Origin of the sequence: Corynebacterium sp. SCR221107, assembly GCF_027886475.1 — a bacterium.
In the GTDB taxonomy this organism is placed as follows: Bacteria; Actinomycetota; Actinomycetes; order Mycobacteriales; family Mycobacteriaceae; genus Corynebacterium.
This window is the reverse complement of the sequence record NZ_CP115670.1, coordinates 1,735,636-1,757,868: the sequence shown is the minus strand read 5'-3', so window position 1 is coordinate 1,757,868 and position 22,233 is coordinate 1,735,636. Positions and strand designations below refer to the sequence as shown.

The window sequence follows — 22,233 nt, the reverse complement described above, 5'->3', positions numbered from 1 at the left end:
CATCGTGGGTTGAACCGGCGAACATCATGGTTATGAAGCGCCTTGCCGAAGAAGCTCTTCGTTACCACGGAAGCCTCACGCCTTCGGCGTGCGACTTTTAGCATTCGGTGATGTTTACCGGGAGCCCAACGCGTGGGGTGCCAAGCTGCACCGCGAGTCCTCCGGTTGCGGTTTCCTTGTATTTGGAGAGCATATCTCGTCCTGTCGATGCCATCGTCTTGACCGCATCATCGAGAGTCACGCGATGGTTTCCGGTGCTCAGCAGTGCCAGGCGGGCGGCGTTAATGGACTTGACCGCGCCGATAGCGTTGCGTTCGATGCAGGGAATTTGCACTAGCCCACCGACGGGGTCGCAGGTGAGGCCCAAATTGTGTTCCAGCGCAACTTCGGCAGCATGCTCGACTTGAGTGGGAAGCCCGCCAAGTAGGTGGCACAAACCGGCAGCGGCCATGGCTGAAGCGGATCCCACCTCTCCCTGACAGCCAACTTCGGCACCGGAAATCGAGGCATTTTCCTTAATAATGATGCCTACAGCTCCAGCTGTGAGGAGGAATTCCCGGTGGGCGTGCGGGCCTAGACCGTAAAGGAAGGAATGCGCGTAGGCGAGGACGGCGGGAACGATACCGGCGGCGCCGTTGGTCGGTGCGGTTACAACCTGTCCGCCAGCAGCGTTTTCCTCGTTGACCGCCAGTGCGTAGAGGTTGATCCACTCCATCGCTGAAAGGGGATCTGACCGTTGTGCGCCGACTGTGTCTTTAAGGTGTGCGTACAGCTGCGGCGCGCGGCGGTGAACCTCCAGACCACCGGGTAGTACTCCGGGGGTGCGCAGACCGCGGTCGATGCAGGCCTGCATGACTTCCCACACTCGGTCGAGATGATTATTAACCTTGTCCATATCGCCGTGTAGGCTCAGCTCGTTGGCTGCCATGATTTCGGCAATACTCAGCGAATGCTGGGTGCATTGGGCTAACAGCTCGTCGGCGGTGCTAAAAGGGTAGGGCAGCTCGCCTTCACGCCCTCGGGTGGAGGCGCCGGAGCCCAATTGCTTGCCATCGGCCGCACGGGTGAGAAGCTCGTCTTCGCTTAAGACGAATCCTCCGCCGACGGAGAAATACGTGCAGACGTCAGTGACCGCGCCATTTCCATTCTCTTTGTCAACGAAACCTTTTCCGGCGCGATGCTGGGCGGGCGAAGGGTCGGTGTGGGAGTCGGCTTTGGCAGCGTCGGAAAGCTCCGATTGCTGTGGAATAGGCACTGCTAAGGATTGCGGACCCGGAATCGTCGTTGGCACCGTTTCCTTCACCGTTGCGTGTGGATTGGGTTGCCCAAGCATGCTTTCCGACGTTTGACTGCTCGGATCGGACTCTGCAGGGTCGGATTGTGATTGCCCGGCAGCCAATGATTTGCGCGGTGCACCGAAATCGAACCATAGCTCGGATTGGAAGCACTGGAAGCTCAAGCTGTTTGGATGAAAGGGATGCGGATCCGTATCAAACTCGATCGAATAGCTAATACTTCGGCGCGGTCCCTTAATGGTGCCTCGTACCGGCACGGTGTGGCCGAAGGCTATCCCGTCATTGGCTGTTGTGCTTTCCGGTTCAAAGCCAGCCAATCCGAGAATTGCCGCACGGTCGGTGCCGTGACCGATACCCGTGGCTGCCAGCGAGCCTCGAAGCAGGATATGGACGTGATTGCCGCTTTCCACATGATGCGTCTCGGCGAAATCGTAAGCGGCGCGCATGGGACCTACCGTGTGGGATGAGGATGGGCCCACACCGATACTGAACAGATCAAGGGTGCTAATCGTCAAGGGAGGTACTCCTGTGAAACACGGGAACTGTGTATGAGTCACCATCATAGAGTCTCCGAGAACCATTGATACCTATTGCGGTATAGAATTTTTAGCCTAACACCCGAAGGGGGTAGAGAAATCCCTCCATTCTTGGGGTTGGAGCTACCGGGAAAGCTCAAAAACTTGGAGATCCGTCTGTATGTGGGAGAAACAAAAACCACCAACAATAAATGCGTTGGTGGCCGGGACGGGAGGATGTCAGGTGGATGAGGACGGCGAACCGTCTTCAATGATTTATGCGTCGCGAAGGTAGGTGACAAAAGTTCGCCCCATATGTCGCTGCGTTGTCATTACTCAGAGGGCTCGGGAACCTGGGGTGGCCGACCGGGGATGTAGGGGCCATATTTGCAGCCTGTAAGGAACAAGTCCACAGCGCGACGGACGTCGTATGGATAGTCATAATCCAACCCCACGTCGAACTGTGGCGTGGTATACAAGGCTATGAGTCCCTGGAGGAATTCAAGTCCGCTGACCTCAGGGTGAAGCAGCTTTGCTTCGCGAAGAGCCGTGACCATTTCTTGTACGCCATCCAAGAATTGCTGACGAACCTCCAAAAGAGTGGAATCCATAGTTTCCGTGGGGGCAGTCAGTAGGGCTGGCACGAGGACATTGACACCCGAAGGAATCGTCTTGGGGATGACTTCGCGCAAGAGAGCTTCGCGGTCAATCCCCGGCGCGCTAAACGAATACTTCGTTTCTGCAAAGATCTCCATTTGGCGCCGGGTGATCTGAATAATGCAGTGATAGATGAGGTCATTGCGAGTGGAGAAATTGCGATACAGTGTCGCAATGCCCACTCCAGCGCGCTCTGCGACGGCCTCAAGGGTCATGTGCTGGCCACAACGGATGAGCAGCTCGCAGCCAGCGTCAATAATAAGTTGTCGCCTTCTAACGGCATCGGATCGCAACGGGGAACCTTCTTTTCTTGACTCTTCGTGCTTTCAACTTTGCACCTAGTAAAGCCGGTGGATTGCCGATGAGAGAAGATCACTGGCACCGAAAGCTAGGGAACTGGAGAGGGCAATGCATTTCCTGAGAAATGTACAAGGCTACGGTGCCCATCATCTCACGTAGTTTCATTAAAAGGAATAAATAAGGCCATTAATCTTAGAAGTTTATATGGAGTTTTGTGTAGGCATTAATTCCAAGTTTAGGGATAAGGCGGCAAGGATAATTGCTGCGTGGCTTCTAACTTGAAGGCTTGGCGCTGTGCTCACATCCCGATACTTTGTGTCGGAAATCATGATGGGAAAAGAAAGAAAACACCGACTACAAAACCCCGACTGGAGTCGATGAGGGAGCCAGTTCTTTCTTCACTCATCAAGCCGACCGGGAAAACTACCAAACGCCTGAAAGTCGACCTGCGGCAGGCTCAGTTGGTCGATGATGCTGGACCAACGAAATTCTGTTTGCCCACCGTGGACGTCGAAAAGCAACGAACTGACCAACTGCGTGCATTGCCACGAACGAAAACAAAAAGACAACATGGGGACAGACCACCCCAAGCATTCGCGGTTTACAAGAACCTTCGCCTGCACGGTGGGGCAGATAGCGCCCTTTTTCTCATCCGCTTCATAATGGAGGCTATGGACAAAGTGTTGCTGCGCGAAGCGTGCGCGACGGGCACCCGTATGGTGGAGATGCGCGGTCAGGCATTCGACCTCAAGACCCTTCTTACCGCGGAGCCACAAGCGGTAAGGACGGGCCCTACCGTGCAATTCGGCAAGCCAGGCGATCGATTCGTGCTCACCGATCCTGCGCTGGTTTCCTGGCCAAGCGGTCTTTATGTTCGTGCCGAATTTGCGGACACGGTACGAGATACCTGCGATGTATTAGACAAGTTCATCCAATCCACGCAACCTATTCCGGATCTCTTAGCACTCGCCAAAAAGGCCGATGTAGGCTTGCTCACGCGCTTTGGATGGTCACTATCGGGCAACAGCAGCGTACGCCTAGGCGAAAAAGCAGCTGAGGAAATGCTCGGGATTATCACCGGAGCAGACTTCGATCACCTAACCACGACCACCCGCGGCATCATAGAACGCGCAACTAAAGCCAATACTGCCCAATCCCGTGGGGTTTTCCTTACCCCAGGAATCCACGGTTTGCCCGATGCTTACATCAACGCCGCCCGCAACGAGCTCACCGCAACGCTGGATATGCCGGGGGCGCAGCTTGAGACGCTTGACCGCGCCTACATTCTGCCCACGCGTGAAACTGCCCGCATCATCGACGCCGACCCCCACTCGCCTCACAACCTCCAAAGACAACTGCGCTCCTATCTATCCCAGCTGGCTGCGGTACGCGCGCGCAGGCTCCTAGAAGGAATGGACCTCGAAGCGCTCAAAGACGTCACTAACGAGCGCCTCCGATTCAAAGGGCTCGACGAACACGGCATCCGCACAGTCGCGGACATCCTGGACCGCCCCGAGGCCACATTGATGCGCATTCCCGGTATCGGCGAACAAACGGCTCGTCGCATGAAAGCCGCCGCCCAGACGCTACTCACCGAGGCCCAAGCGCAGCCCGATCGCAACCTTGGCCAAGAAAAATTACCGGCCGCTCAGGCGGCGACCGAGGTCCTCCAGACTTTTGAAAAGACAAATACGCTCAGCGAGGAACAAGCCGCGCGCCGGGATCGGCTGCTTGAGTACTTCACCGGATTCCCGCCTACTCTCGCTACCATCGGCCAGCCCTTTGTCTTGGTCAAGGAAGGTTCGGCGATGTTCGATCAGTTCATCGAGGATATTTCCTGGGCGCAAGCCTCCCCACAATCCTTCCTGCCCGGTCCCATGCCAACTTCCACGCCTGATGCGTGGCAGGACTATTTGTCGCGGCCCGCGCATTATCAAACGCTGCTCAACGTCTTGCTTGACTCGGGTAATGAAGTAGGTACGACACTGGAGGGATTAAGCGAACACACCATCGAGGCGATCCGCTCCCTCCATCTTGACGACAGCCACTTGAAAGACCTCTACCTTCGTGGTTATCAATCCTTCGGTGCGAAGTTCGCGGTCGTGCAACAAAAGGTCATCCTTGGCGACGAGATGGGTCTTGGCAAAACGGTTCAAGCTATCGCGGTGGCCGCGCATACCGCAGCGAACTATGACCCAGAAGCCTTCGCCGAGCACCTCGAACAACTGCGCAAGCAACAAGCTGGGAATACCAATCAGTCAAAGCAAGAGACCTCCCGCCTGGAGGACCCCGCCAAGCCTCGACAAGCGGCGGGCACGGAAGCAAACCAGCCAAATCGAGAAGTCCCGGATAGTCACGATAACGAAGCTCATCATCATGACAATGCAGATGAGCTACAGCGCCTGGCGGTGGTGCCGAAACGAGCCCGCATCCTCGTCGTCGTCCCCGCAAGCCTCATTGTCAATTGGCGACGCGAGCTTACAACGTTGAGCGATCTTGAGATTTTCATAGGTCATGGTGACATCCGCCAAGCCAGCATCGACGCTTGGACTTCCAGTGGTGGCGTGCTCATTATGACCTATGAAGGCATCCGGCAACAGCCACTTGCTCCTGTAAACCTGGTGGTTATCGACGAAGCACACATGATCAAAAACCCAGCCGCACTGCGATCCCAAGCGGCCATGAAAATTATTCAGGAGTCAAAAGGCGCCATCTTGATGTCGGGCACGCCGATGGAAAACAGGGTGTCGGAATTTGCCAACCTCATCAACTACCTCCACCCAGGATTCGTGGATCCGGCTAACCCCGGCACCGCAGCCAGCTTTCGCACCACCGTTGCGCCGTACTATCTACGGCGCAACCAGGTCGACGTACTTGACGAATTGCCGGAGAAAGTAGAAACCATCGAATGGGTTGAACCCAGTGCCCAGGACCAACAGCTCTACCAAGAGGCCGTGGCCTCGGGTAATTGGATGCAGCTACGCCAAGCGCTCAATCTCGCGCCGGGTACAGGTTCGGCGAAGGTTGAACGTATGCGCGAGCTGGTGGCCGAAGCGATCGCAGATGGCCGAAACGTGCTGATCTTTTCCTATTTCCGGCGGGTGTTGGACCGCCTCGCACAAGAATTCGGCCCTCAGTGCGTCGGTATTATCAGCGGCGACGTTCCGCCGGTTCGTCGCCAGCAGTTGGTGGATGCCCTTGGAACGGACGGTCCCGTGTTACTGGCGCAGATCGGTGCCGGTGGCGTGGGGCTTAATATCCAAAAGGCGTCGGTGGTTATTATCGCCGAAGTTCAGGTCAAGCCTACGATTGAAGACCAGGCGATTGCCCGCGCGCATCGAATGGGGCAGACCCAGGTAGTCCACGTTCACCGAATCGTCGGCGATGAAACAGTCGACGAGCGCTTGTTGGAAATACTTGCCCACAAACGCAAGGCCTTCGATGCGTTCGCAAGAGAATCCGATGCCGCCGATGTGGCCGATGCCGTCGACGTTTCCGAGACCGCTTTGGCTCGCGAAATCATCGCGGCCGAACGTGCCCGCTTGGGGCTTGCCGACGATACCCAGCCCGAAGGCGGCGGCGATGTCGTACTGGACGAAGATCCAGATGCACGCCCTAGCCAGGCACAGCAACAAACCCCGGCACCGCTTGACCAGACTGCCGAACACCTCACGGCACACCTAACGGAGAAACAGGACTAAGACACAGGTGCAGGAGGCGGAGTAATAGACAGCAGCCCTTGCGGGCAAGGCATGCCCGGCGAACACGAGAGCATCGTCACGGCGTGTAGCGAAATAAAATGCACAAAGCCCTGGCCACGAAAAAGGGTGCCAGACCCAGTGTGACCAGGGCAAAAGGTTCAGGAATGGAAACATTCAACGCCACATGCGAGCACTACATCTACTACATCACTGCGGTATGAAAGCTCTCCAGGGTTCTCATCAAAGGCTTCATTCCCATGACCGGCACGGTTTTTAGCTGGAATATACGCCGCGGCCTAAGGTGTCGCAGGCGCTCATCTTGCCGCTGTAGTATCCAGCCAGAAACGCCTCCTGGCGTTGCTCCGAGGTTCCGTGGGTAAACAGATCCGGGCGAACCTCGCCGCCAGAACGGGCTTGGATGTTGTCATCGCCGACTGCGCGGGCGGCGGTGATCGCGTCGTTGACCTGTTCCTCAGTAATGGGCTCAAGGTAAGCGTTGGCGCCTTTATCGGCGTAATGGGCCCACATTCCTGCGTAGCAGTCGGCTTGCAGCTCAATCTTCACCGCGTTGGAATCGGCGCCGGGATCGTTGTAATTGGACAAGCTCAGCGTGCCCTCGAGTTGTTGAATGTGGTGACCGAACTCGTGGGCGACGATGTATTCGACAGCGAACGGCGTATTGGCGCCGCCGTATCGCGGCAGCTGGTCGAAGAAGGAGATATCAAAATATGCTGACTCATCGCCGGGGCAGTAGAAGGGGCCGGTGGCCGATGTTGCCATGCCGCAACCTGAAGAAGTGGTGTCGGTGAATACGACTAAGCCCGGCTGGATGTAGTCAATGCCAGCCTGTGCCTTGAGCTGTTCTTCCCACATCTGATCCACGCTCATGGCCGTGAACTCAACTCGGCAATCGTCATATGTATTGGCGTCCTCGCCGGTCTTGCAGTGGTCGAGTCCGCCGGAATCGGTGCCATTTGCGGAATCGCCTTGCGTGACCTGGTCGCTGCCAAGGAACTGGCCGATATCAGCGGGGTTGCCTCCCATAAGCAGGAACAGTCCGACCAGTACTAGCGTGCCGATGCCACCGCCGGCTGCCACCCGGCGCCCACCGCCGCCGGTTCGGGCGCGATTGGAGGTCTTTTGAATGTCGCCACGAAATGTCATGAGCTGATAATGCCATAAAAACCGCCCTCGGTGCGGATAAAAGGCTGCTAGGGAAGATATTCAGTCATGGCTCATAACCCAAGTTCGCCTCGGCAATGCGTAATGGGAAGTTCGTCGAAGGCTTGGGCAGGCCAACAACGAGCCAAACGTCACTGCCAAGCGTCCACCGATAGGGCTTAATGAAAGTCACCAAAGATGTTTCTCGTGGCCGATGAACAAAACGTAGGGCGCGCGCACCTTGGCGTCGGAAAGCAAGAAACCATTCCATGCAAAGCGCAAGGGGAGTGAAAAGCCCGTATCGGATGGTGCCTAGCGGGAGGAAATTGTTCGTCTCGAGCAGAAGCGGAGCCTACACGCATTCAGCACGCATGAAACACATAACCGACCCAGCGCAGCTTAGGGCTGACACGAAGGGAATTAAAGCACAAACCTCCCACCATGTGGACACGTGAAAAGGAACACGACGAAAACTGGCAATCATGGAGCCGACAACACTTACTACCCCTCAAACTGATGAAACGTGGCCGGTGCCTACCGTTTATGCAAAGGGACTAGGTGCTGCTTCGGACGTCTGTCGTGGCAGCTCAGAATGAAGCGGCGGGGTGGGGGAAGAAGCGGTCGACGTACTGAAGCGAAATAATCGTTCCTTGGGCAAGGGCGATTGACATGAGGCGACTTTGAGAGGGCTAAGACTCGCGCTCTTGCGTTGTCGGGGTAGTATGGGGCAGTTGAGGATAATCTTGGCCGCGCCTTGAAGGGCGGCCATTAACGTTAAAGCACAGCGAAAGGAATTGGTGCACGTGCTGCGCACTCATCTAGCTGGCGAGCTTCGCAAGGACCTCGCGGGACAAGAGGTGACCCTGACCGGTTGGGTTGCTCGTCGTCGTGATCACGGTGGCGTTATTTTCATCGACATGCGTGATTCCTCTGGTCTTGCGCAGGTTGTTTTCCGCGAAAACGAAGTCGCCGAACAAGCACACCACCTCCGCAGTGAGTTCTGCATCAAGGTCACCGGTATCGTGGAGCCCCGCCCGGAAGGCTCCGAGAACCCTAACTTGGCCTCCGGTGAGATTGAAGTCAACGTCGCCGCGCTCGAGGTGCTCAACGAGGCTGCACCGCTTCCTTTCCAAATCGACGACGCCTCCCAGTCCGGCGAGGTAGGCGAGGAAGCCCGCCTGAAATACCGCTACCTGGATCTGCGTCGCCCAACCCAAGGTGGTGCCTTGCGCCTGCGCTCCAAAGCGAACCAGGCAGCCCGCCGGGTGCTCGATCGCCATGACTTCGTGGAGATCGAAACTCCAACGTTGACTCGTTCGACCCCAGAAGGTGCCCGCGACTTCCTCGTGCCGGCACGTCTGAAGCCAGGAAGCTGGTATGCGCTGCCGCAGTCGCCGCAGCTTTTCAAGCAGCTGCTCATGGTGGCCGGTATGGAGCGTTACTACCAGATTGCACGCTGCTACCGTGACGAGGACTTCCGCGCCGACCGCCAGCCGGAGTTCACGCAGCTCGACGTCGAGATGAGCTTCGTTGATCAGGACGACATCATCGCTTTGGCCGAGGAGATTTTGGTCGAGTTGTGGAAGCTGATCGGCTATGAGATCGCCACTCCGATCCCGCGCATGACCTATGCCCATGCCATGAAGTACTACGGCTCCGACAAGCCGGACCTGCGCTTCGACATCAAGATCGTCGAATGCACCGAGTTCTTCAAGGACACCACCTTCCGCGTATTCCAGAATGAGTACGTCGGTGCCGTGGTTATGGACGGTGGCGCCTCCCAGCCGCGCCGCCAGCTTGATGCGTGGCAGGAATGGGCGAAGCAGCGCGGCGCGAAGGGCCTGGCCTACATCCTCGTGGGTGAGGACGGCGAGTTGTCTGGTCCGGTGGCCAAGAACATCACCGAGGCCGAGCGCGCCGGTATTGCCGCCCACGTCGGCGCGAAGCCGGGCGACTGCATCTTCTTCGCCGCGGGCGATACCAAGAGCTCGCGCGCGCTGCTGGGTGCAGCCCGTGGCGAGATCGCAAACAAGCTCGATTTGATCAAGGAAGGTGATTGGGCCTTTACCTGGGTCGTCGATGCACCGCTGTTCGAGCCGTCTGCCGACGCAACCGCATCCGGCGACGTGGCCCTGGGACACTCCAAGTGGACAGCTGTGCACCATGCCTTTACCTCCCCGAAGCCGGAGTGGATCGACTCTTTCGACGAGAACCCGGGCGAGGCAACCGCATACGCCTATGACATCGTCTGCAACGGCAACGAGATCGGCGGCGGATCCATTCGTATCCACCGTCGTGACGTCCAGGAGCGTGTCTTCAAGGTCATGGGCATCACCGAGGAAGAAGCGCGCGAGAAGTTCGGCTTCTTGCTCGACGCCTTTGCTTTCGGCGCACCTCCACACGGCGGCATCGCCTTCGGTTGGGACCGCATTGTCTCCCTGTTGGGTGGTTTTGACTCCATCCGCGACGTCATCGCCTTCCCGAAGTCCGGTGGCGGCGTTGACCCGCTGACCGATGCTCCGGCGCCGATCCCGGATTCCCAGCGCAAGGAGACTGGCGTGGACTTCAAGCCTAAGAAGGAAAATGCAAAGGCAACGGACAAGGCCTAAGACGGGGACAATGCGCCCTGTATTTTTGGGAGTTGCTTAGCCCAGGGGATGAAGCCATCTCATGATGGACTTGTATCCTCACAGTAATGAGACAAAAAGGGGTGTCACATCGTCGTGGCACCCCTTTCTTGCGGGGTGGAAACTCCGCCTCGCGCGTGTGTCCTGAGGTATCTGTCGAAGTAAAACCTCAATGAGTTATAGGAATTGGCAAAGACTTCCCCCATACCTCCAATTCGCACCTAGAATGAACCTCGACATGTTGAATAGGTAGCCGATACGTGAATTCTGTTGCAACTGCAAAGAAATCCACTTCAGGCAACCCCGGGCGAGCCTGCCCGTTTCAGGACGTGTTACGTCCACAAGGAGTAATTGAGTGAGCCTTCACCCAGAAGATAAAGTTGCGGAGTTCGACCAGCTTCCGCAGGTCGGCTTGTCCTTCGACGATCTCAAGGAATACGGCGAAACAGACCCCAAACTGGTTAATTCTGTCGTGGAAACAGCAGAAAAACTGCTGAGCCAGCGATATGGCGGCACCCAGAAGCTCAGCGACATTAAAGATCTCGGTGGCTCCGGAATTGCAGTAGTCCTGCGCGCCCGAGTGGCTCCGTCGCCATTTCTGCAACAGCGCTCCGTCGTGTTGAAGTACATGCCTGCCACTGATCTGCTCTACGATAAGACGACCCTGCTCCGGGAGATCGTGGCCTATCAGTTCACCACCTCGCTCAGTGAAGAGGTGCGACCTGGTCCCGTTTTGCTTGCCTACGACGTGGACGAGCGCCTTATTGTGTTAAGTGACTCAGGTGATGGCGATACCTTCGCGGAATTGCTTGACACCAATGATGAGCAGCTAAGGGTGTCCATTCTTCGCAATCTGGGTGAAGCCATTGGCAAGATGCACGCCGACACCGCCAACAAAGAGCAAGACTTCCTCATCTTGCAAAAGCGAATGTTCGCCAAATACCCGGATGTGCAGGCGATGTTCGGATACCGCGAACGTCTGCTGTGGGCTTCGCTTGCCGTGGGGCAGGAGTTGCTGGTTCGCGCGGGTATCGAAATCTCCGATGTAGTCAAAGACTTTGCCAACGACGCAGGTCGCCGACTCATGAGCGGCCAACATCGCGCTTTTACTCCTTTTGACCTTTCTCCCGACAACATCATCGTTTCTGAGCGCACGCATTTCCTTGACTACGAATGGGCGGGGTTTCGCGATGCCACCTTCGACGTAGCTTGTGTCATAGCCGGTTTCCCACAATTCTTGTTCGCCCGCCCCGTTACCGATGATGAGGCCGACGTATTCATCGAATCGTGGGTGCATGAAGTTGGCAAGATTTGGCCCAACGTCAATAATTCCACCCGGCTTTCTGCGCGCATCGTCACCGCGATGGTTGGCTGGGCGTTGACCAGCTTGATGATGATGCTGCTGAGTGCCGAAGCGGAGATGAGCGCTGAGTTTTTCCACGGAGATTTTGATCTCAATGACCTCGACCTTGCGATGGTGGTTGACCGCATGGCGCCGATCGCCGATCAGGTGCTTGCGAAGAACCCAGCGAACCTCACCGATGAAGCTCAGATGATTCGCCAAGATCTCCGCGAGACATTCGAGGCTATGTACCGCTACGCCGAACGTGGCCGTGACCCCCGATTCCCCGAGGTGGCAGCATTCGCTCGTTCGGTAGTGGAATTGCTGGAGGCTCCCAATACAACTGCCTCTTTCTCACCTAGTAGGGCATCGGGGCAGGTATGAGAAGTCGATAAGCCCTTGAGATAACCTGACTCCTCGGCGACCCATTTCGTTGTCCGGGCGCAGTCGTCGGGATGCCCGGTGGCTCAAGCCTGCGATTGATAAGCTAGGGTGCCCTGCGCGCATGAAAACAGGGAGAAGAACTCTTTGGTGACAGTCGATGCTGTGGTGAAAGATGTAGCGTTAAGCAGGGCAGAGGGCACTGCATTAGGCGCAGTAGGCGACATCAATATAAAGAAGGCTTGTTACTGGAAGGAACGAGGATGACCAGCGATCCCGATGCGGGACTATTCGCAGTCCCGAGCCAGGTACGACAGGCCAGCGCGAGCCGTTCGTCAGTTTTTGAAGCCGGTGCTCATGCCCCATTGGCGGCTCGCATGCGCCCGCGCAACCTCGATGAGATCGTGGGGCAAGAGCATCTGCTAGGCCCTGGAAAACCGCTGCGCCGGTTGATCGAAGGCTCGGGCGAGGCATCTGTCATCTTGTATGGGCCGCCGGGTACGGGCAAGACAACCATCGCTTCGCTCATTAGCTCGGCAACGGGGCATCGTTTCGTGGGTTTGTCGGCACTAGATTCTGGGGTCAAAGAAGTACGAGCTGTGATTGAAGCAGCCCGGCAAGATCTTATCGACGGCGAGCGCACGGTCTTATTTATCGACGAGGTCCACCGTTTTTCCAAGACCCAACAAGACGCGCTTTTGGCGGCGGTGGAAAACCGGACAGTGCTCCTTGTCGCAGCTACCACCGAGAATCCCTCATTTTCTGTGGTTGCTCCCCTGCTTTCGCGTTCGCTCATCCTCCAATTGGAATCACTTGGCCCGGAGGACATCAAGACAGTCATACTAAGAGCGCTTGCCGATGAACGCGGTTTCGCAGGATCCCTGCGCATCGCACCGGAGGCTCTGGAACAACTTGTGCAACTAGCCGGTGGCGACGCGCGGCGCTCGTTGACTTATCTTGAGGCAGTAGCCGAGGGGCTTGAACCGGGCAGCGAGATCACGTTAGAGACTGTCGCCCACAGCATTGATCGGGCTGTGGTGCGCTACGACAGGGACGGTGATCAGCACTACGACGTTACCTCTGCTTTTATTAAATCCATTCGCGGCTCAGACGTTGATGCCACCTTGCACTACCTTGCCCGCATGATCGACGCGGGGGAGGACCCGCGGTTCATTGCCCGCAGACTGATCGTTCATGCAGCCGAGGACATTGGCCTCGCTGACCCACAGGCACTTCAGGTTGCGGTTGCTGCGGCCGAGTCGGCCCAGCTCATCGGGATGCCCGAGGCGCGTATCCCGTTGGCTGAGGCGGCGATCTATCTTGCACTTGCACCGAAATCCAATTCGGTGATCATGGCCATTGATGCCGCGCTGCAGGATGTGCGCCAGGGGAAAACCCCGCCGGTGCCACCGCATCTTCGCGACGGCCACTACCAGGGCGCAAAGGACTTAGGCAACGCCGTGGGGTATGTCTATCCGCATGATGACCTACGAGGGGTAGTAACGCAGCGGTACATTCCCGAAGGGCTCGAGCAGGCTGTATATTATCAACCTTCCGAGCATGGCGGGGAGAAGCGAATTAGCGAATTCATCGGACGCTTAAGGCGCATCGTCCGCGGCCAATGAGACGCAACGGCAATGACCTGCGATTATCTTTCTCCGACCGAGTTGTTGAGGTGGTCTAATTGGGTTGTTGCTCCTGATAGGTGGAAGTGTTGCGCTTGGAATGGACCGTATGAGGTAAGGTTAACGCTCGTTAGACCTATGATCGTCGAGAAACGAGGACATACCGCCGTGCAGACCCATGAGATCCGGGAGCGCTTCACCAACCATTTCGTCAAGGCTGGCCACACACCGGTCCCAAGCGCATCACTCATCCTGGATGACCCGAACCTCCTGTTCGTCAACGCGGGCATGGTTCCCTTCAAGCCGTACTTCTTGGGTCAGCAGAATCCTCCTTTCCCGAACGGCACCGCCACCTCCATTCAGAAGTGTGTGCGCACCCTCGACATCGAGGAGGTGGGTATTACCACCCGCCACAACACCTTCTTCCAGATGGCCGGCAACTTCTCTTTCGGCCAGTACTTCAAGGAAGGCGCGATTAAGCATGCCTGGTCTTTGCTGACGGGGTCGCTCGAAGAAGGTGGCTATGGTCTCGATCCCGAGCGCTTGTGGGTGACCGTCTACCTCGACGATGATGAGGCCGCCGACATCTGGCACAAGGAGATCGGGATCCCCACCGAGCGTATCCAACGCCTGGGCATGGCGGATAACTACTGGTCCATGGGCATCCCTGGACCATGCGGTCCCTGCTCCGAGATTTATTACGACCGCGGCCCGGAATACGGTGCTGAGGGCGGCCCGATCGCCGACGATAATCGTTACATGGAGATCTGGAACCTAGTCTTCATGCAAAACGAGCGTGGCGAGGGAATTGGCAAGGATAATTTCGAGATCCTCGGCCCCCTGCCGAAGAAGAACATCGACACCGGCCTCGGCGTCGAGCGCGTGGCCTGCATCCTCCAGGGTGTAGACAACGTCTATGAGACCGACCTTTTGCGCCCCGTCATCGACGTTGCGCAGCAGTTGACCGGCACGACCTATGGCACCAAGCACGAGGACGACATTCGCTTCCGTGTCATCGCCGACCACTCCCGCACCGGCATGATGCTCATCCTCGACGGTGTCACCCCGGGCAATGAGGGCCGTGGCTACATCCTGCGCCGCCTGCTTCGTCGGATCATTCGCTCCGCACGTCTTTTGGGCGCGACCGGCCACACCATGGAGCAGTTCATGAACACCATCATGGACACCATGACCCCGTCCTACCCGGAGATTGAGGACAACCGCGAGCGCATCCTGCGCGTGGCAGTCACCGAGGAAAATGCCTTCCTGAAGACGTTGGAGTCGGGCACGACCCTGTTTGAGGAGGCTGCCCAGGCCGTCAAGGCGTCCGGCAAGACCACCATCGAGGGCGCCGATGCTTTCGCCCTCCACGACACCTACGGTTTCCCCATCGACCTCACGCTCGAAATGGCTGCCGAGGCCGGACTCGAGGTGGACACCGAGGGCTTCGACACCCTCATGGCGGAGCAGCGTGCCCGCGCCAAGGCCGACAACCGTGCCAAGAAGCACGGCCATGCGGACCTGTCGATCTACCGTGAGTGGGTGGATAATAACCCGACCGAGTTCGCGGGTTATGAGGAGCTGGAGACCACCTCGAAGGTCATCGGTTTGCTTGCCGACGGTGCCAAGGTCGAGGAGGTCTCGGAAGGCCAGCAGGTCGAGGTCGTCCTCGACGTCACTCCGCTATACGCAGAGGCCGGCGGCCAGCTCGGCGATCGCGGTGTCATCACCGTGGGCGATACCCTGCTCAAGGTCGACGACGTTCAGAAGATTGGCAAGAAGTTGTGGGTACACAAGGCTACCGTTGCCAAGGGTGGGCTCGCCATCGGTGACGAGGTGCGTGCCACCGTCGATGATGCATGGCGCCATGCCGCACGCCAGGCTCATTCTGCGACCCACCTCATTCACGCAGCCCTGCGCCAGGTGCTCGGCCCGACGGCAGTGCAGGCCGGTTCGATGAACAAGCCCGGCTACCTACGCTTCGACTTCAACTACACCGAGTCTTTGACCCCCGGCCAGCTCGCACAGATCGAGGCCATCACCAACGAGGCCGTGGACACCGACTGGGCGGTCAATACGATCGAGACCTCCCTCGATGAGGCCAAGGCAATGGGCGCGATGGCCCTTTTCGGAGAAAACTATGGCAATGTTGTCCGCGTCGTGGAGATCGGCGGCCCCTTCTCCATGGAGCTGTGCGGTGGTACTCACGTTGCCCACTCCAGCCAGATCGGCCCCGTAGCCATCCTGGGTGAGTCTTCTGTTGGTTCTGGTGTCCGCCGCATCGAGGCTTACTCCGGCTTGGACTCTTTCCGCTACCTGTCCAAAGAGCGCGCGCTCATGGAAGGTGTTGCCTCCTCATTGAAGGCGCCTTCGGCCGACGTTCCGGATCGCATCGCTGCCTTGGCACACAAGCTAAAGGAAGCAGAGAAGGTCATTGAGGATATGCGCAAGGCACAGCTGCTGGCGGAGTCCGCAGGACTGGCCAACAAGGCCGAGCAGCTCAACGGTTTTGAGGTAATTACCTTAGGCCTTTCCAAGGGCACCGAGGCCGGCGATTTGCGTACCATCGCTCAAGATGTCAAAAACGCTTTCGGCGATAAGGCTGGTGTCGTGGTTTTGGCCGCCGAGGATGCTTCCGGAAAGGTTCCGTTCGTTGCCGCTGCAACCAAGGCTGCTGTCGCACGCGGGGTCAAGGCTGGTGATTTGGTTAAGACCCTCGGTGGATATATCGACGGCCGCGGTGGCGGCAAGCCCGATATGGCGCAGGGCTCTGGTGCCAATGCCGCTGGCCTGCAGGCCGGTTTCGCAGCCGTTCGCGATGAGCTCGGCAAGCTGGCCTAGTTTAGATTGCTGAATTTCATCACGTAGCCCGGGTGCCGTGGACAAGAACCCTTCGATTGGGTGCTTGCCCACGGTACCCGGGTTTTGTGCTTGCCGGCGTCACAAGCTACCACTGATGAGAAAGCGAAGCCAAGAACCACCGACGAGCCGTGCCACAAGTGGGGCCTTCGGGTCAAAGGTCTCAAGCTAGTGGCAAGCAAATTCAAGTCTTGACCCTTGCCATTTGTGGCGCAGGCGGCATATAAATTGATAATTTGAGAAGCGGCATCCTGACCCGCTATTCATGCGGTGGAAAGCCCTTGGTGACTTGCCCAAAGACGTTGAAAGGATCGATGTGTGGCTCGCATAACTCCAGACTCCCCAGGAGTCGATGATCCCGGCGCAGGTCGGCGCCTTGGCGTCGATGTCGGTACTGTGCGAATCGGTGTCGCAGTCAGTGATCGTGATGCGATGCTGGCCAGCCCCGTGGAAACGGTTAAGCGTACGACGGGTCTCAAAGACCGCGACAGCCAAGATATCGATCGGCTCCTAGAGATTATCGATACCTACGATGTCGTGGAGGTGGTCGTCGGCTTGCCACGTAACCTGGACGGCAGTGGGTCCTCAAGTGTCAAGCATGCCAAGGACATCGCATTTCGCATCAACCGTCGGCTGAGCAAGCTAGGGCGGCCCATCCCCGTGAGGATGGCGGATGAGCGTCTGAGCACAGTCATCGCCCACCAGGCGTTGCATATGTCAGGAAGAAAAGAGAAGCATTCCCGCTCAATCGTCGACCAGGTGGCTGCCGTGGAGATTCTGCAGTCTTGGCTCGATGGGCGAACCTCGTACCTTAAACGTCGGCAAGCAATATCACCTAGTGACGAGTCCACGGTGGGGGAACAAGGAAGCAATGCCACTGATAACCCTAATGATGCGGAGACCTCCTGCGATGCGGAAAACAAGACAACTGCACTGATGGGCGGCGCGGAGGCTGTGGAAGAAACGGTGGTAGCAGGCGAGGATTCGCGGCGTGCTGAGTTGAATAGGACTAGTACCCCAGGCGACAATCGCATGGAATTCCATGAGCCTGCTGAGGCTTTGAACAAGACGTCGGATGATATGCACGCGGAAGCAGCCGAACCGGCGCGGAAGGCAATGAGAAAAACCTCACCTTCTCCTTTAGACATGGTTCGTAAAAGCAAGTAAAAGGTAGCGCTTAAGGTACGCTCGTGGAATAAGCCGTGTGAGCTGTGTCCACATGGCTGCCAGCAGCGCGATCGTGTGCATAGTAGGCGCCGGTGTAAGAGACGGCGAAAACGGAAAGGCAAACCCTCGATGAGAATGGAACCGAAGTATGTCAAGCGTCGCCAGCGCGCGCTTGCGGTGTTAGTCGCAACGCTCATCTTGCTTGTCGGCGCGATTGTCTACATTGGCGTCTCCGTCGTCAACAAGGGCAATGAGGACTACAAAGGTTCCGGTAACGGCGTGGTTCAACTCGTTGAAATTCCCGAAGGTTCCAGCCTTTCAGAGCTAGGACCTGAGCTCGCGGAGCGAGGCATCGTCGCATCGAATAACGCCTTCCAAACGGCAGCCTTTGCCAACGAAAATGCCGCCGCGGTAAAGCCCGGCTTCTACCGCCTTCAGGAGCGCATGAGCGCAGACGCTGCGGTCGCGGCCTTGCTCGACCCAAATAACTTGGTCGATCTGCTCGACATTCAAGGCGGTTCAACGCTCATGGACGTCAGTGTCGTCGGCGGCAGTACCCGGGACGGAATTTACTCTCAAATCTCAGCAGTCAGTTGCCAAGAATCCAATGACAACTGTGTTACTCCAGAGCAACTTCAGGAGGTCGCTGCAAACACCAACCCCGCGGAGCTCGGCGTCCCGGAATGGGCGCAGGAGGCGGTAGCGGCGCGTGGCGCGGACCCGCGTCGCCTGGAGGGACTCATCGTCCCGGGTAGCTATGTGGTTGACCCCAACGCTGACGCCAAGGCTATTCTCAAGGATCTGCTGACCCGTTCGGCAACGAAGTTTGAAGAAACGGGCATCGAAGCCAAGGCCCAAGCCCAAAACCTCACGCCTTATCAGCTCGTGACCGCAGCCTCCCTTGTCGAGCGCGAGGCACCAGCCGGGGACTTTGATAAGGTTGCTCGCGTTATTTTGAACCGACTAGCGGTTCCGCAGCGCCTGGAGTTTGACTCCACAGTGAATTATGACCTTTCCGAACAGGAAGTGGCCACCACCGACGAAGACCGCGCGCGGGTGACGGCCTGGAACACGTATGCGATGGAGGGGCTGCCGCAAACTCCAATTGCTAGCGCATCCTTGGAAGCAATCGATGCCATCGAGAATCCCGCCGTGGGTGAGTGGCTGTACTTTGTCACCATTGATCAGCAGGGCACCACCGTGTTTAGTAACACCTTCGATGAGCATCAGGCAGCCACCCAGCTGTCCATTGACAACGGCGTGCTCGATTCAAACCGTGAAACCGTGGCGCCTGTAGCCCCTGTCGACGAAGCAGCGCCGGCCGGAGAAGCTGCACCTGTTCAATAAATTCTGTTGTGCAGGCTTAACGTCGCAGTTGAGGGCGCGAGGAAGTTAAAACCCAGATCGACATGGTCTGGGTTTTCGCATAAAACGCACACCCTGCGGGCTGGTGCGACCCAACGGCACCCTTTGACGCTGGGCGCGAAGCCCAGCACCTATCTTTAGAAGCAGGTGCAGTACGCCCCGATCGTCTCGTGCATCGGCATCCATGTGTTTAGCTCAGCGCCAATTATTCGAGCCTGGCAACGTGGAATGGGGCGGTTGCATTCATGACTGTTTCCCCCACTCAGGAGTACAACATGCAGGTTTCCCATCGCGCGGCGGTGCTCGGCCATCCGATTGAGCACTCCCTGTCACCGCTTATCCATAATGCCGGCTATGCAGCCCTCGGGTTGGACGATTGGGAATACGGTCGCATCGACTGTCAGGCGGATGACCTCGCCGGCATCGTCGGTAGCGCAGACGATAGTTACCACGGATTTTCTGTGACCATGCCCGCCAAATTCGCCGCTTTGGAATTCGCGGATGAGGTCAGTGATAGAGCCCGTCTGATTGGCTCGGCGAACACATTGGTTCGCACCTCCGACGGGTGGCGTGCGGACAACACGGACAGCCTCGGTGTTGTGGGGGCCTTGCATGAGCTCGGCATCGATACATTGAAAAACGGGGATACAGCCGTGGTCGTTGGCGGCGGGGGCACGGCACGGCCAGCGTTGTGGGCGCTTGGCGAGCTCGGCGCGGGTCATATTGTCTTGATCAACCGCACCGACAAGACAGCAGACCTTCGCCCTCTGGCGACACGCAACGAGGCTCGCTTCGAATACCGGACCTTGGACGCAGCGGGGGTTCGTGCCGCCGAAAACGCGGCGGTGGTGATTTCGACGGTGCCGTCTGCTGCGATTGCCGGCCTGGAAGACGGGCTCGCCCAGACTCCGCTCCTTGACGTGATCTATGACCCTTGGCCAACCCCGTTGGTAGCCGCGGCGCAGGCGAAGGGGTATGCGGCAATCGGAGGGCACGCTATGTTGCTGCATCAGGCACTTTCGCAATTTGAACAGTTCACTGGCCAGCACGCTCCGGAAAAGGCAATGCGTAAGGCACTCTATTCCCACATCGCGATTGATGCCTAGGTCCACGCGACCTGTCACTTAGCAAAGTCTGTTTCTTCGACACATGCAATACTCCTGTGGGCACGGCCATACGCAAAGCTGTGAGCTGTCAATTTTGCTTGACAGCCCCTGTTGCGTGGCGCCAGTAGCCTCGTGGCATGACTGAACACGTGCTTCGCGGTGGCATATCTATTGCAGCTGTCCTGACAGTGTGCCTGATCGGGTGCTTGGTTTCTACCCTGGTGGCATTGATCTATTGTGATGTCACCTCACGGCGGCTGCCCAACAAGCTGACCGTCTTTTTGTTCCTGCAATCGTTGGGGCTTTGCCTGCTTGCCGGCAGTCCCATTTCGCTGGTTTTCGGGGCTGGGTGGGCCTTGCTTTACCTCGGCGTCGGTATCTGGTGCGGCGGGATTGGCGGCGGGGACATCAAGCTGGCGGCAGGGTTGGGAACCTTGGCAGGGATGGCAGGTTTTCCAGCGGTGCTCATTGCCGTCGTGGGGGCTAATTGCCTAGTACTTGCAGAGTTTGCATTCCGGGCAGCAGTGGCATTTGTTCGCCTGCGCAACAAAGGTTGGGGAACTGGGAGACACACGGGAGTACCCCCAAGGCTGGAGGTGGCCCTGAATGCAACCACGAGTCGGGCCGATGCGAGAGCGGATGATGTAGATCGTGCATATGCCAAGCAAGAGTCGTGGTCGCAGGCGGATTCACCGAGGGTTGCTTTCGCCCACGGTCCCCACATGATAATTGCCACAGTTGTAGGAATGTTTCTTTGCCTTGGCGGCGGGCTCTAGTCGTCTTGGGGGAACGAGAGAGCAGACAATGAGCAGGTGTGGGGCATGGGGTGTATGAGGGGGCACGCGCTTGGTCGGGGCAAAGCCTAATGAAGGGCGAGGCCATGACATAATGACCGTTATGCTTCGTTGGACTACTGCTGGAGAATCGCACGGACAAGCACTGGTGAGCATGATTGAGCACATGCCAGCTGGTGTTCCAATCACCCGTGAGGAGATCTCCTATCAATTGGCACGGCGTCGCCTCGGGTATGGCCGAGGGGCTCGAATGAAGTTTGAAGCTGATGAGGTCACCTTGCTCGCAGGCGTGCGCCATGGTCGCACTTTGGGCAGCCCCATTGCCATCATGATCGGCAACACTGAGTGGCCGAAGTGGACCACCATTATGTCGGCTGACCCCATCGATCTCACTGATCCTGAGGTGGAGTCGGCTATGAGCTCGGGTCGTGGCGCAAAGCTGACGCGTCCGCGCCCAGGGCACGCGGACTTCTCCGGAATGCTGAAGTACGATTTCGATGAGGCCCGGCCGGTTCTCGAACGTTCCTCCGCACGTGAGACCGCGGCACGCGTCGCGGCGGCGACCGTTGCCCGCAACTTCCTCCGGGAGACTGTGGGCGTGGAGGTTGTCTCGCACGTAATCTCCATCGGTCGTTCCGAGGTCTATGAGGGACCGGCTCCGGAGTTTGCCGACCTCGAGGCAATCGATGCTTCACCGGTGCGCGCATTCTCGAAGTCGGCTGAGGAGTCCATGATCGCCGAAATCGAGGCTGCGAAAAAGCAAGGCGATACCCTAGGGGGGATCGTTGAGGTTAGCGTCAAGGGGCTGCCCATTGGTTTGGGCTCCCATGTATCAGGTGATGACCGCCTGGATGCACAGTTGGCCGCAGCTTTGATGGGAATACAGGCGATCAAGGGCGTCGAGATCGGCGATGGTTTCGAGGAGGCGCGCCGCCGCGGCTCCGAAGCGCATGATGAGATCGAGCGTGTGGATGGCGTCATCATTCGTCGCTCGAATCGCGCAGGTGGCCTCGAAGGCGGCATGACCAATGGCGAAGAACTGCGGGTTCGTGCTGCGATGAAGCCAATCTCTACGGTTCCGCGTGCGTTGAAGACCATCGATATGTCCAGCGGAAAGCCTGCTACCGGAATTCATCAACGCTCTGATGTCTGCGCCGTACCCGCCGCTGGCGTTGTGGCCGAGGCAATGGTTGCGCTCGTGCTTGCGCGCGCAGTGCTGGCGAAATTCGGTGGAGATAGCCTAGAAGAGACCAAGCGCAACATTGCAAGCTACAAGGCCTACGTGGATGAACGGCTTGCTTTCGGAGAGGAGAGCTAGGGGATCATGACGATTCCGGA

At 57.8% G+C, this 22,233-nt stretch carries 12 protein-coding genes and 1 pseudogene; 10 read left to right on the top strand and 3 right to left on the bottom strand.

Going from position 1 to position 22,233, the window contains the following annotated elements; translation table 11 throughout:
• Positions 1 to 97: 97 nt before the first annotated feature.
• Both PAB09_RS07605 and PAB09_RS07600 read right to left on the bottom strand, forming a co-directional pair.
• Complete coding sequence (locus PAB09_RS07605; RefSeq protein ID WP_442873654.1) at positions 98 to 1,741, bottom strand: L-serine ammonia-lyase; 1,644 nt, start codon at positions 1,739 to 1,741, stop codon at positions 98 to 100.
• Positions 1,742 to 2,142: 401 nt separating this feature from the next.
• Complete coding sequence (locus PAB09_RS07600) at positions 2,143 to 2,760, bottom strand: TetR/AcrR family transcriptional regulator (RefSeq protein ID WP_271033102.1); 618 nt, start codon at positions 2,758 to 2,760, stop codon at positions 2,143 to 2,145.
• Positions 2,761 to 3,438: 678 nt separating this feature from the next.
• Between PAB09_RS07600 and PAB09_RS07595 the strand changes: the two genes are divergently transcribed.
• Positions 3,439 to 6,468: a DEAD/DEAH box helicase gene (locus PAB09_RS07595; protein ID WP_271033101.1), complete on the top strand. Its 3,030-nt coding sequence runs from the start codon at positions 3,439 to 3,441 to the stop codon at positions 6,466 to 6,468.
• Positions 6,469 to 6,741: 273 nt separating this feature from the next.
• Here the strand turns inward: PAB09_RS07595 and ypfJ are convergent, their stop codons facing one another.
• On the bottom strand, positions 6,742 to 7,632 hold the full coding sequence (gene ypfJ / locus PAB09_RS07590; protein WP_271033100.1) for a KPN_02809 family neutral zinc metallopeptidase: 891 nt from the start codon (positions 7,630 to 7,632) through the stop codon (positions 6,742 to 6,744).
• An 800-nt stretch (positions 7,633 to 8,432) separates the two neighbouring features.
• Here ypfJ and aspS point away from each other — a divergent pair.
• The 9 genes and pseudogenes from aspS (at position 8,433) to aroC (ending at position 22,213) form a co-directional block, all read left to right on the top strand.
• Positions 8,433 to 10,238, top strand: coding sequence for an aspartate--tRNA ligase (aspS, locus tag PAB09_RS07585; RefSeq protein ID WP_271033099.1), 1,806 nt, complete (start codon positions 8,433 to 8,435; stop codon positions 10,236 to 10,238).
• Between the two features lie 430 nt (positions 10,239 to 10,668).
• Positions 10,669 to 11,982, top strand: coding sequence for a phosphotransferase (locus PAB09_RS07580; RefSeq protein WP_271035330.1), 1,314 nt, complete (start codon positions 10,669 to 10,671; stop codon positions 11,980 to 11,982).
• Between the two features lie 260 nt (positions 11,983 to 12,242).
• Positions 12,243 to 13,604 (top strand): replication-associated recombination protein A, encoded by a 1,362-nt coding sequence (locus PAB09_RS07575; RefSeq protein ID WP_271033098.1) that lies wholly within the window; start codon positions 12,243 to 12,245, stop codon positions 13,602 to 13,604.
• Between the two features lie 168 nt (positions 13,605 to 13,772).
• Positions 13,773 to 16,445, top strand: coding sequence for an alanine--tRNA ligase (gene alaS, locus PAB09_RS07570; RefSeq protein WP_271035329.1), 2,673 nt, complete (start codon positions 13,773 to 13,775; stop codon positions 16,443 to 16,445).
• Positions 16,446 to 16,781: 336 nt separating this feature from the next.
• A pseudogene (ruvX, locus tag PAB09_RS07565) lies at positions 16,782 to 17,309 on the top strand (Holliday junction resolvase RuvX); the annotation flags it as partial.
• A 450-nt stretch (positions 17,310 to 17,759) separates the two neighbouring features.
• Positions 17,760 to 18,977 (top strand): endolytic transglycosylase MltG, encoded by a 1,218-nt coding sequence (mltG, locus tag PAB09_RS07560; protein WP_442873653.1) that lies wholly within the window; start codon positions 17,760 to 17,762, stop codon positions 18,975 to 18,977.
• A 263-nt stretch (positions 18,978 to 19,240) separates the two neighbouring features.
• On the top strand, positions 19,241 to 20,101 hold the full coding sequence (locus tag PAB09_RS07555) for a shikimate dehydrogenase (RefSeq protein WP_271033097.1): 861 nt from the start codon (positions 19,241 to 19,243) through the stop codon (positions 20,099 to 20,101).
• A gap of 137 nt (positions 20,102 to 20,238) precedes the next feature.
• Positions 20,239 to 20,877, top strand: a complete 639-nt coding sequence (locus PAB09_RS07550; RefSeq protein WP_271033096.1) for an A24 family peptidase — start codon at positions 20,239 to 20,241, stop codon at positions 20,875 to 20,877.
• A gap of 121 nt (positions 20,878 to 20,998) precedes the next feature.
• Positions 20,999 to 22,213 carry a chorismate synthase gene (gene aroC, locus PAB09_RS07545; protein ID WP_271033095.1) on the top strand — a complete coding sequence of 405 codons (1,215 nt, stop codon included), beginning with the start codon at positions 20,999 to 21,001 and terminating at the stop codon, positions 22,211 to 22,213.
• Positions 22,214 to 22,233: the final 20 nt, after the last annotated feature.